Here is an 11581-nt window from a genome sequence, read left to right as displayed (position 1 = left end):
GCTGGACTCCCTGGGCGGAGCGAACCTCGAGAAGTCGCTGACCGTACTGAAGCCCGGCGGCCTGGCCGTCAGTGTCGTCGGCCCGCCCGACGCCGGTTTCGCCAAGCAGCTCGGCGCCCCTGCCGTGATGGGCCTGGTCATGAACACCCTCAGCCGCAAGATCCGCAAGCAGGCGAAGGCTCTGGGTGTGCGCTACGAGTTCCTCTTCATGCAGGCCAACGGCTCCCAGCTGCGCAAACTCGGCGCCCTCTACGACAGCGGGAAGCTCCGCCCGGTCGTCGACAGCGTCTTCCCCTTCGACCGGACGCTGGAGGCGATGGCGCACGTCGAGCAGGGCCGCACGAAAGCCGGCAAAGTCGTGGTCTCGATGGCGCCCGACACCGCCTGAGGCCGAGCCGGCCGGCCCGCTTCACCGGCGTGTAGCGTTCACCTTCGCCAGTTGCAACGGATCCTACCCGTGCTCGTTGCGTTGATCGCGTGATCGTTGCAACGAATTCACCTCACTGAACTGCCCTGATTGCCATTCCGTGCAATAACTACGTTGCCGGTGTCGTGAATGCAACGTAGCGTTTCCGTATCGAGAAACACGGTGACGATCGCGGGGGCGGGTCATGGGAACAGCGCACAGTCGACGGCAGGCGGCACCCGGTCCCGGCGCCGCCTTCGCTCGCTTCGTGCTCTGTGGCGGGGGAGTGGGGCTCGCCTCCAGCTTCGCCGTGGTGGCCCTCGCCTCCTGGATCCCCTGGGTCCTGGCCAACGCCCTGATCACGGCCGCTTCCACCGTGCTCGCCACCGAGCTGCACGCCCGCTTCACCTTCGGTGCGGGTGGGCGCGCCACCTGGCGTCAGCACACGCAGTCGGCCGGCTCGGCGGTGGTCGCGTACGCGGTGACCGGTGGGGCGATGTTCGTCCTGCACCAGCTGGTGGCGGCACCCGGAGCGCTGCTCGAACAGGCCGTCTACCTGTCCGCCTCCGCCCTCACCGGTGTCGCCAGGTTCGCGGTGCTGCGCCTGGTCGTCTTCGCCCGCGCTCGCCCGGCCGGATGGAATCGACGCAGCCGGGCGGGCGCAATGTCGCAGCGGCCGTCCGTCCGCGTGTACGAAGGGCGGAAGGCTGTCGCACATGCTCACGCCTCATGCGCGACCGGTGTGGCGGCGACGTGCTGAACGCCCCCGCCGGTCCTTCCCGGTCCGGGTCGGCACCGTCGCCGCCGCCGTCCTGACACTCCTCCGGGGCCTTCCCCGGCACCGCCGCCGCGGCCCCGGGCGACCTGGATCCCACCTTCAGCGGCGACGGCAAGGTGCTCACCGGCTTCGCCGACGACGATCACGCCGACGACGTGGCCGTACAAGGTCTCCGGCAACGACACCGCCAACGGCGGCCCCCACACCGACACCTGCACCACGGACGCGGGCGACATCCGCGTCAGCTGCCCCTGGCCCGGCCCTCGGACCCCGGGCCCCGCGCGCCGCCGTGCGGGGCCCGGCCCAGTGCTTCCAGCGGATACGGGGTCGCCCGGCTCTCGTGGCGGAAACGGTCGTAGAAGTCCCCCATCACCGCGGCGACCGGCGCGTGCCGGGCCAGGACCGCCGCGATCGTCCCGGGCAGGTCCGCCGGGAGCGCGCCCCGGGCGCAGGCGCGCACGAACTCCCGCCGCTCCTGCGGGGCGTGCCCGTACAGGGCGACGGCCAGCCAGTTCACCAGGTGGGTGACGGTGTAGTGCCGGTCGTAGGTGCGGTGCTCGTCGTAGAAGTCCGTCTCGTCCGAGGTCAGTTCGAAGCTCGACGCGAGCGACAGGCCGTAGTCGGTGAAGTAGAGCCGCCGGCCGTCGGTCAGGATGTTCTGGAAGTGCGCGTCGAAGTGCAGCAGCCCGCGGTCGTTCATGAACGACACGCCGGCTTCCAACTCCTCCTCCACCATGGCGCAGGCCCGCTCGGCCGCTTCGCCGCCGGCCTCGATCCGGCCGCCCAGCCAGTCGTGGAGGTTCTGCGGGATGTACTCCAGGAACAGGGTGAGACTCGCCGAGGACCGCCGCAGCTCCTCGATCCGGCGGCGTATCCCCGGCCCGCCGCCCCAGTAGGCCACGACCCGTTCCACGTCGGCCAGTTCCTCGGGGAGGGGCCGGCCGGCGTCGGGAAGGACGCGCCAGTGGTGCAGCAGGGGGAAGCCCTCGTGGTCTCCCGCGACCACCCAGTCGGTCGTCATGGTGTGCACGGCCAGCTCCCGCCAGGCCCCGAACCCCGGTCCGCCGACGCTGCCGATCCCGTACTGGCAGTGGACCGGCAGCCCGAACAGATTCGCCGTGGAGCGGGCGTGCTCCGGGCGTCGCTCCAGATCGGTCAGACGCACCTGCTTGACGAAGACCGGTGTGCCGTCGACATCGAGCAGCACCGACGTTCCACCGATGCCGGAGCCGAGCGGGGTGGCGGCGTCCACCAGCTCCCGCAGTTCGCCCTCACCCAACCGCGCCAGTGCCGCGGACGCGGCGCGGTGCGCGGTGAGGCGGATGTCGCGGGCCATGTCCTAGGCCCGGTCCAGGCCGGCGAGGCGCAGCGCTCTGGTCATGGCGGGCCGGTCCAGCTCGCGCCAGTCGGGTTCGTTGACGAGCGACATCAGCAGGTCCGGCGTCAGCCGGTAGGCCTCGGCGTGTGCCAGCAGGGTCTCGGCGTCCTGGGTGGGCATGGCACCGTGGTCCTCGTCGGCGATCGTCCTGAGCACGTCCTTGCGGTCGACGAAGCGGCTCATACCGCAGTCGAGGCCGTCGTCATGGAGGGTCGCCGGGTAGGGAGCGCGGGCCCAGGCGCCGTTCTCGAACCAGTAGACACAGCCCAGTTGATTACCCGACAGCAGATCCCGGAGCTTCTCGTGGGGGAGCCAGTCGGGGGCGCCGGCGAACATGTCGATCGGCGGCTCGTGCCACTTGACCCCACTCGACTCGTCCTCGCCGAAGAGCACGTACCGCCCCGCACCACGCGGCGCGAAGCCCCACCAGGTGCAGCCGCAGTCGTCCAGATGGAGTCCCTCCTCGTCCACCCAGGTCCCCACGCGGTGGTGGCGCTCCTTCTCGTCCGCGGTGGTCGCCTCCAGTACGGCGATCAAGGCCCACCGGGCCCACAGCACTTCCGCCGCCGGTAGATCCCCGACCAGCCCGGGCCGGTTGATGTCCATGTCCTGTCCTCCGGCCTCGACGCCCATGACGCCCATGACGCCCATGACGCCCATGCCCCCATGGGCCGATCCATGATCGGAGCAAGGTTCTCACGGGCCGGACGACCCCCGTGCACCGCCCGCTCACCCCGCCGGACGCGAGCGGCCGGGCAACTCCCCGCACGGGCCGGCAGATTGACGGATTCGTCTCCACCCCGGCCGGGCAGCCAACCGCTAGTGTCATGAGCACGACTAACCTTCTCCCCCCACAAGGAGGTCGATCATGCGCATCCGTACGCTGACCGGCGGCATGGCAGCGGCCCTGGCGGTGACCCTGTCCCTGTCCTTCACCGGCGGCCAGGCCGCGGCCGCCGCTCCCGACGCGGCCGCCGCACCCGTGGCTGCCCGTGTTCTCACCTACGACGCGGGTGGCTCCGCGGAGTTCAGGAGCGCCGTCGACCGGGGCGCGGCGATCTGGAACGAGAGCGTCGACGCCGTCGAACTGCGGCCGGCGGCGGCCGGCCAACGCGCGAACATCCGGGTCCTCGCGGACAACGGATGGCCGCGCGCCCAGACCACGACCCTCGGCAACGGCACCGTCTACATCGGGCGCCAGGCCGTCGACCAGGGCTACAACACGATCAGGATCTCCGCCCACGAACTCGGTCACATCCTGGGCCTGCCCGACCGCAAGCCCGGACCGTGCTCCAGCCTGATGTCCGGGTCCACCGCCGGCACCGCGTGCACGAACCCGTACCCGAACGCGGCGGAGAAGGCGGAGGTCGAGGGCAACTTCGGCGGCCTGCTCGCCGGGCGGACCCCCGCGGCGCTCCCCGACCTGATCGTGGACTGACCCCGCGCGATCGCTGCCCGCGTGATCGCTGCCCGGCCGACTCCGCGCGGCCGGGCAGCGAGGTCGCTCCGGTGCGGCCGTTCCCGCGCGGCGGCACCCATGTGAGCCGGCCGTCGGTGAGATCGCGTCGACTTTCGACCCGGACGTGCGCGGATCTCGCGGATTCCGGCCCAACAGCCCCTGCCACGGCCTAAGTTCACCGCGACGAGGACATCTCCACCCCCGCCTTGCAGGAGGCCCGCATGCGCCGCACGTTCCGTACCGCCGTCGCCGGGGCGGTGACGGCCGCCGCCCTCGTCGTGGGCGGCACCGCGCACGCCACGCCGGCCGGACCCGGGGTCACCGGCCGGGTACTCAGCCGGACCACCGCCGACGGCACCGACTACGTCCTGCGTGAGGTCACCATCCCGCCCGGCCAGGCCACCGGGTGGCACTACCACGACGGACCGCTGTACGGCTTCGTCAAGCAGGGCACCCTCAGCCACTACGACTCCACCTGCGAGACCGACGGCGTCTACCGCACCGGCGACCGCATCCAGGAACCGGCCGGCCCCGACTACGTCCACATCGGCCGCAACCTGGGCGACACACCGCTCGTGCTGGTCGTCCTGTACGTCCTGCCGCACGGCTCCCCGTTCTCCGAGGACGCCCCGAACCCGGGCTGCCCCTTCCAGTGACCCCCGTCAGGCGCGGCGGCCGACGGCGACATAGGTGTTGCCGAAGAACCGCAGGCCCGTCAGGTCCTGTCCGACGTCCGTGAACGAGTCGTCCCAGCGGGCGATGTCGTCCGCCGTGACCAGACCCTCGGCGAGCAGGGCGTCCCTGGCCGCCCAGGCGGGACCGCGCATCCCGGGCGGGGGCGTCATCACGTTGATGTGGCCCTCGTAGGCGATGACGTCGAGCCCGGCCGAGACGAGGAGTTCGTCGAGCCGGGTCCCGACGGCGACGTCGTTGCCCCGGCGGCGGTGCAGCTCGCGGTAGCGCTCGTCCATCTCGTCGTACGCGGCGGGCGCGCCCCGCAGCCGGAAACCGGTCGCGTCGACGTCGACCAGGTACACCACACCACCGCCGGGCCGGGCCAGCGTGGCGAGATGGTCGACGATCGCCTGCTCCCGTCCGCCGTTGTGGGCCAGCACATGACGGAGCATCACCACGTCGAAGGTGCCCTCGGCCAGCCCGGTGGCATCGGCGGATCCGGTGCCGGTGCGCACGGGGACGCCCGAGCGGTCGGCGAGCGCGGAGGCGACGGCCAGCGCGTCGGCGTCGCGGTCCACCGCCCACACCTCACCGCCGGGCCCGACGAGGTCCGCCAGCCGCACGGACATGGCGCCCGGCCCGCATCCCACGTCCGCGATCCGCGCCCCGGGCGCCACCCCGGCCGCCTCCCACAACGCGTGTTCACGCCGCTCGGCGAGGTCGGCCATCAACCGGTAGCGCTCGATCTCGGAGTTGTCGAGGGTCAGTGAGTAGTCGGCCACGGCGGGTTCCTCCCTGGTGCGTCGGTGGCTCATTGTGCGCGGCGGGACACCCTCGCGGTCCAAGAAGGACGCACACGGCGTTTCGCCGCGCCCGGTCCGTCGGGCCGGTCACCGAAGCCGGATACGCCGTTGATCCACTCGTCGTCCGCCCCGTAGGTTCGCCCGTATGACGAACGTACGGATCGGTGTGATGTACGACCGCGACTGGGCGCCGGAAGGGCTGCCCGAGTTCGCCCGGCGGGCCGAGGCGCTCGGGGTGGACGATCTGTGGGTGGTGGAGGACCTCGGCTGGAACGGCGGCGTCTCGGCGGCGGCCGCCGCCCTGGGCGCCACGGACCGCCTGCGGGTCGGCATCGGCATCACTCCGGCCCCGCTGCGCAGCCCCGCACTGCTGGCGATGGAACTGGCCACGCTGGCCCGGGTGTTCCCCGGCCGACTGGTGGCCGGCATCGGGCACGGCGTACGGGAGTGGATGGTCCAGGTCGGTGTGGCGCCGCGCTCCCCGCTGGCGCTGCTGGAGGAGACGATCACCTCCGTCCGCGCGCTGCTGCGCGGCGAGCGCGTCGAACTGGCCGGACGTGAAGTGCGGTTGGACGGAGTCCGGTTGGTGCACGCGCCGGCCGAGGTCCCGCCGGTCGTCGCGGGCGTGGTGCGCCCCCGCTCCCTCGAACTGTCCGGCCGTGTCGCCGACGGCACGCTGATCGCCGAGGGCCACGGGCCGCGCGACCTGGAACAGATCCGCGAGCTGACCGCCCGGGGCGGCGCCGGCGCCGACCACACCCTCACCGTCTTCGCCTTCGCGTGCGTCGGCGACGACCCCGGCGAGGTCGCCCGCACCCTCCACCCCCACACCGAGGGCCACGGCGCCTGGCTGGGCCGGCCCCAGGAGGAGGTCTTCACCGTCTCCGGCGACGCGGGCGGCGCCGCGGACGCCGTCCGCGCACTCGCGGCGGCCGGCGCCGGGACGGTCGTCCTGCGCTTCGTGGGCGAAAACCCGCTGCGGCAGCTGGAGGCCGTCCTCGACGCCTGGCGGGCGCCCGAGGCCTGACCCGCCGCTCCCCGAGCCGCCTCCGTGCACCCTCAGCGCGACAAGGTCCCCGTCGGCTGTTTCCGATCCGCCGAGCCGGGGACCCGCACCTCATGGTGCACATCGGATACACGATGATGACCGAGCAGGCCGGCCCCCGTGACCTCGTCGACCATGTGGTGCGGGCGGAGGGCGCGGGGTTCGACTTCTCGGTGACCTCCGACCACTACTTCCCGTGGCTACGCTCACAGGGTCACTCACCGTACGCGTGGAGTGTGCTGGGCGCAGCCGCCCAGGCGACCTCGCACATCCCGCTGATGACGTACGTGACCTGCCCGTCGTTCCGCTACCACCCGGCGGTGGTGGCACAGAAGGCGGCGACGATGCAGTTGCTGTCCGAGGGGCGGTTCCGGCTGGGGCTCGGCTCCGGGGAGAACCTCAACGAACACGTGGTGGGCGGCGGTTGGCCGTCCGTGGACGTACGGCACGAGATGCTCGAAGAGGCGGTGGAGATCATCCGGGCGCTCTTCGACGGCGGCCATGTCAACCACCACGGTACGCACTTCGACGTGGAGTCCGCCCGGCTGTGGGACCTGCCGGACGATCCGCCGCCGCTCGGCCTCGCCGTCTCCGGCGAGCAGTCCTGCGCCCTCGCGGGCAGGCTGGCCGACCTGGTCATCGCCACGGAGCCCGAGGCCGAACTGCTTCAGGCGTTCGACCGGCACGGCGGCACGGGCAAGCCGCGCGTGGGCCAGCTACCGGTCTGCTACGACCCCGACCGTGACACGGCCGTCCGGCGCGCGCACGACCAGTTCCGCTGGTTCGGCGGCGGCTGGAAGGTCAACTCGGAACTGCCGCACCCGGATTCCTTCGCGGCGGCCACGCAGTACGTCACACCCGACGACGTCGCCGCGTCCATCCCGTGCGGCGACGACCCCGAGGCGTTCGTCGAGGCCGTACGCCCGTACGCCGAGGCCGGGTTCACCGAGATCGCCCTGGTCCAGATCGGCGGCGAGTCCCAGCCCGCGTATCTCGACTGGTCGGAGAAGACCCTGCTGCCCGCGTTGCGCGAGGCCTTCGCCTGACACCTCCGCCCGACATCACCGCCTCGTCGGCCTACGCCCCGTCGCCACGGCCTTCCGAGCCGCCCGGCCGGTCGCCGCCCACGGGCTCCTCGCCCCCCTGGTCGGTGCCGGCGGGACGCGGGGCGGCCTTGCCGCCGACCTTGAAGCGCTCCAGGGTGCGCGCCAGCTGCTGGAACGGGGAGGCCGTCGGCTTCCCCGACAGCGGCTGCGCGGCCGGGGCGGCCTCGGCGGACTCACGGTAGGCGGCGAGCGCCTCATGGGCGCGCTCGGTCGCCTCCCGGTACAGGTCGCGGGACGCGGTCATGGCCTCCAGCGCCTCGCGGTACCTCGCGACCCGCTGCCGCTCCCGGACGAGTTCCTCCTCCAGGGTGAGCAGGTGCCAGTCGTCCCGCAGCGCGGTGAGGGCCTCGTCGGCCCCGTCCGGCAGCGGACGCGACAGCGCGGCGAACCGCGTCACGGCCGCGACCAGGTCGACCGGCTCGGAACCGTCCAGGAACACCGTGCGTACGGTGTAGTCGTCGGCGTCGTAGCCGGACGGGGCCGGGGAGCCGGGCAGCACGACGGCACCGCCGCGCGGCACCTCCGCGTCGAACTCACGCAGGGCCCAGTTCACGACCCTCACCTGGTGCGGGGCGGCGCGGTGCTCGACCACGCGGTGGCGCAGCCCCGGCGACAGCCACCGCGACAGAGGCAGCCGTCCGCGCTCGTCCGTGGTCATCGCCTCGTGCACGACGACGTGGACGCACCATCCCCCGCGCCCGGCGTCCCGGAGCACGCGGCGCACGTCCTTGTCGTCCTCGGGGAGGGCGTTGATCCTGCTCAGCGACAGGCCCGTGGCGGCGTCGTGGTCCCAGTCGCCGTACTCCGGCCAGAACCGGGTGACGGGGGACGGCCACGCCGGGTCCCACGGCTGTTCCGCCTCCGTGACCAGGGTCCACTCGCGCCCGCCGCCCAGATCGGGCGCGAGGGCGAGCCGGGCGCGGACGGTCACCTCGTCGGCGACCCGCCAACGGGCCTCGAAGACCCGCTCCGGGGACTCGCCCCCGGAGTCGGGCACTTCGAGGAAGTCGTCGATGACCTGACTGTCCTTGAGCTGCCGCAGAGTGCGACGGAGTACGTCCTCCGCGTCGGGTCCGATGTGGCGGCCGCGAGCCGGCCACACCGTCGGGGGTGTCGTGGGACGAGCTGTGGGGGAGGTCGGCATGAGTCCATCGGGAAGCAGGGGCACGTGCGTCCACCAGTATCCCCGCCGCACCTCTCCCCGGATCAAGCGGGGTCCCGTCGCCCTCGCCGCACCCACCACGCGGGCCCTCACTCCACCGAGAAGAGGGAAAAGCCCTGGAGCGTTCGTGGGACCGTCGAACAAGCGCGCCGCCGGGTGGGGCGCTCAGTCCGGCAAGGGCTGCCACCGGTCCAGCAGTACGTCGTCGACGCCGCTGCGCCAGACCAGCGCCCCGCCGATCAGGCCCGGCCGGTCCCGGGTCGCCAGCGCCGGGGCTTCGAGCATGTCGGCGGTTTCCTCCAAGTACGTGACCAGGGTGTCGAGTTCGTCGCTGGGTGGCTCGTGGTAGCGGGACCAGCGGCCCAGATGGCCGGTCGCGGTGTCCAGGTACAGGCCCGAGGTGCGGTCGGTGGCCCTGTGCGAGATCAGCGGGATCCAGGTCTTCCTCCACACGGTGACGCGGTCGTCCTCGGGGAGTTCGGCGTCCTGGACGTCCCGCTGGGCCTGGGCGCCCGTCATCAGCCGGTAGCGGTCGGCCACGGCGTCCAGAGGCATCAGCGTCGCACCGCCCGGTAGACATCCCCACCCCCAGCCGTCGACGCCGTCGACCCCCTGAGCCCCGTCGTCACCTTCCGTCAGCAGCCACAGGACGTGCAGCTCGGCGGGTATGCGGACGCCGAGTTCGGCCTCCAGGGCGGCGATGGCGGAGGGCCTGGCGCCGACGCGGAGCGCGGCGTAGGAGGCGGGGGCGTGGCGCTTGAGCCGGCGCGTGATGCGCTCCCAGGCATCGGCGACCTCGCGGACGGTGAGCGCGACGACAGCGGGGTCGGCAGCCGTGTCGGCGCGCTGTTCGTGGTCCGGGCTCTGCTCCTCGCCCGGGTCCTGAAGGAGGGCCGAGGAGGGCTCGGGGGCGGGGACGGCTCGCAGGAAGCGGATCTCGACGCGGTCCGGCTCGCGTATGTAGCCGACGGAGAGGTCGGGACAGTCCTCGAACATCGAGCCGTCGACCGTCGCCGTCAGGATGCCGGGCAGTGGCGAGGGCCGCCCCAGGTCGGGGTCGTCGGCCAGTCGGCCGGCCAGGACCTTCAAGGCGTACGTGGCTCCTGCCCCGAGCCGGGCTGCGGTGTCGTGTACGTCCGGCTGGATCTCGACCTTCACGGTCTGCTTCTCCTCGGTCGTCGGATGAGACGGAAACCCGGGCCCGTCGTCGTCGAACCGCGACGATGCCCCCTGGGTTTCCCAGCGGAGGACTCCTGTTCGTCTTCGAGTGTGCGGGGTGCGGCTGTGCGGGGTGCGGCGCCGGAGCATCAGCGGCGGGCCAGGGCCAGCACGCTCAGGCCGAACATCAGGACGCCCAGGGGGAGATGGACCGCCGGGACGTGTGCGATGCCGAGCACGACCTGGGCCGAGGCGAGGGCGAGGAAGCCCGTGGCGTGCAGGACGGGGCGGGGCGAGCCGCCGCCCGGCTTCCACGCCAGTACCGCCGCGAGCACGTAGAGCATCGTCGCCCCGTACATCACCCGCGCACCGACACCGTGCAGTGTCTCCCCGTACGACGAGGTCAGCAGCAGTCCGGCGGAGACCGCCTGGAGGAAGATCGTCAGGGTCTGCAGGGCGATCGTGATTCTCAGGAACGAGGAGGTGCGTCGCGTGTTCGTCGTCGTCACCTGGGTGGCCATGTCGCGGTCTCCTTCATGCCCTCGGGCAGTGGATCGATAAGGTCTCACCGGTCCGACGACGTGGGCCGGTGAAAGGTAAGGCGAGTGGGGCGAGGGGGCGGCGGTGGACGGGACGACGGGTGCGGTCGCGGTGGACGGGGAGCGGCGCCAACTGGTCAATGTCGCCTACCGGTTGCTCGGTTCGGCGACGGAGGCCGAGGACGCCGTACAGGATGCGTACGCACGCTGGTACGGGCTGCCGAGCGGTCGGCGGGAGGAGATCGAGTCTCCCGGCGCCTGGTTGACGACCGTGACCGGCCGTATCTGTCTGGACCTGCTCGGCTCGGCGCGGGTCCGCCGTGAGCGCTACGTCGGTGTGTGGCTGCCCGAGCCGCTGCCCGACCGCACCGAGTGGGACCACGGGGGACATGGCATCCAGGCGACCGGCTCCATGGACCCTGCCGGGTTGGTCGGCTCGGTCGGCTCCGTCGGCCCTGCGCGTCCCACCGATCCGGCCGACCAGATCGTGCTGGACGAGTCGGTGGCCATGGCCTTCCTCGTCGTCCTCGAGTCGATGACACCGGCGGAGCGGGTGGCGTTCGTGCTGCACGACGTCTTCCGGTATCCGTTCGCCCAGATCGCCGACGTGCTCGGCCGGAGCCCCGGAGCCTGCAAGCAACTGGCCGCCTCCGCCCGGCGACGGGTGGGCGGCGCACCCGCGCCGGTGGCCGCGGCGCACCGCGCGGAGGTCGTCAGGCACGTCAGACAGGCGTGGGAGAAGAAGGACATCGCCGCCCTCGTCGGTCTCCTCGACCCGGGCGCCGTGATGACCGCCGACGGCGGCGGCATGGTCGGCGCCGTGCTGCGCCCGGTCGAGGGCGGCGCGCACATCGCCCGGTACATGGTCGCCATCGCCGACAGGGCGCCGGGGCTCGAACTCCTGGAGCGGTCGGTCAACGGCGTGCCGGGCCTGGTCGCCCGGCGCGACGGCGTCGTCATGACCGTGGCCGCGTTCGACGTCGCCGACGGACGCGTCACCCGGATCTGGGCCATCCGGAACCCGGAGAAACTGCGCCCCTGGGCGAGCGAGGACTAGCGGCCCGGAAGTCTG

At 72.5% G+C, this 11581-nt stretch carries 13 protein-coding genes; 7 read left to right on the top strand and 6 right to left on the bottom strand.

The genetic code is table 11. The features are described 5' to 3' along the window. The coding region (locus tag ACZ52C_RS33095) for a zinc-binding dehydrogenase (protein ID WP_469078224.1) at positions 1–388 on the top strand (388 nt) is incomplete at its 5' end. Between the two features lie 223 nt (positions 389–611). After that, positions 612–1166: a GtrA family protein gene (locus tag ACZ52C_RS33090; RefSeq protein WP_469078223.1), complete on the top strand. Its 555-nt coding sequence runs from the start codon at positions 612–614 to the stop codon at positions 1164–1166. 259 nt (positions 1167–1425) lie between these two features. Here the strand turns inward: ACZ52C_RS33090 and ACZ52C_RS33085 are convergent, their stop codons facing one another. Together ACZ52C_RS33085 and ACZ52C_RS33080 are read right to left on the bottom strand one after the other, a co-directional pair. Beyond that, positions 1426–2520 carry a protein kinase family protein gene (locus tag ACZ52C_RS33085; RefSeq protein ID WP_469078222.1) on the bottom strand — a complete coding sequence of 365 codons (1095 nt, stop codon included), beginning with the start codon at positions 2518–2520 and terminating at the stop codon, positions 1426–1428. 3 nt (positions 2521–2523) lie between these two features. Then, positions 2524–3222 (bottom strand): hypothetical protein, encoded by a 699-nt coding sequence (locus tag ACZ52C_RS33080; RefSeq protein WP_469078221.1) that lies wholly within the window; start codon positions 3220–3222, stop codon positions 2524–2526. 208 nt (positions 3223–3430) lie between these two features. On the opposite strand from ACZ52C_RS33080, the gene ACZ52C_RS33075 reads away from it, so the two are divergent. Together ACZ52C_RS33075 and ACZ52C_RS33070 are read left to right on the top strand one after the other, a co-directional pair. Beyond that, positions 3431–4000, top strand: coding sequence for a snapalysin family zinc-dependent metalloprotease (locus ACZ52C_RS33075; protein ID WP_469078220.1), 570 nt, complete (start codon positions 3431–3433; stop codon positions 3998–4000). A 242-nt stretch (positions 4001–4242) separates the two neighbouring features. Further along, entirely contained in the window at positions 4243–4677 is a 435-nt protein-coding gene (locus ACZ52C_RS33070) for a cupin domain-containing protein (RefSeq protein WP_469078219.1), read from the top strand. Positions 4678–4683: 6 nt separating this feature from the next. On the opposite strand, the gene ACZ52C_RS33065 is transcribed toward ACZ52C_RS33070, so the two are convergent. Further along, complete coding sequence (locus ACZ52C_RS33065) at positions 4684–5478, bottom strand: methyltransferase domain-containing protein (RefSeq protein WP_469078218.1); 795 nt, start codon at positions 5476–5478, stop codon at positions 4684–4686. A 166-nt stretch (positions 5479–5644) separates the two neighbouring features. Here ACZ52C_RS33065 and ACZ52C_RS33060 point away from each other — a divergent pair, with 166 nt between their 5' ends. Beyond that, entirely contained in the window at positions 5645–6526 is an 882-nt protein-coding gene (locus tag ACZ52C_RS33060; protein ID WP_469078217.1) for an LLM class flavin-dependent oxidoreductase, read from the top strand. Positions 6527–6618: 92 nt separating this feature from the next. After that, a complete protein-coding gene (locus ACZ52C_RS33055; protein ID WP_469078216.1) occupies positions 6619–7590 on the top strand; it encodes an LLM class F420-dependent oxidoreductase in 972 nt (323 codons plus the stop codon). Between the two features lie 31 nt (positions 7591–7621). Here the strand turns inward: ACZ52C_RS33055 and ACZ52C_RS33050 are convergent, their stop codons facing one another. From ACZ52C_RS33050 to ACZ52C_RS33040, 3 genes are all read right to left on the bottom strand, one after another. Next, on the bottom strand, positions 7622–8794 hold the full coding sequence (locus ACZ52C_RS33050; RefSeq protein ID WP_469078215.1) for a hypothetical protein: 1173 nt from the start codon (positions 8792–8794) through the stop codon (positions 7622–7624). A gap of 183 nt (positions 8795–8977) precedes the next feature. Then, on the bottom strand, positions 8978–9970 hold the full coding sequence (locus ACZ52C_RS33045; RefSeq protein ID WP_469078214.1) for an SMI1/KNR4 family protein: 993 nt from the start codon (positions 9968–9970) through the stop codon (positions 8978–8980). Between the two features lie 149 nt (positions 9971–10119). Beyond that, positions 10120–10491, bottom strand: a complete 372-nt coding sequence (locus ACZ52C_RS33040) for a hypothetical protein (RefSeq protein WP_469078213.1) — start codon at positions 10489–10491, stop codon at positions 10120–10122. 103 nt (positions 10492–10594) lie between these two features. Between ACZ52C_RS33040 and sigJ the strand changes: the two genes are divergently transcribed. Further along, on the top strand, positions 10595–11566 hold the full coding sequence (gene sigJ / locus ACZ52C_RS33035) for an RNA polymerase sigma factor SigJ (protein ID WP_469078212.1): 972 nt from the start codon (positions 10595–10597) through the stop codon (positions 11564–11566). Positions 11567–11581: the final 15 nt, after the last annotated feature.

The sequence above is a fragment of the Streptomyces sp. NPDC034049 genome, from assembly GCF_055575575.1.
Note: the sequence above shows the minus strand (reverse complement) of the source record. Positions and strands in the feature narration are given on the sequence as shown.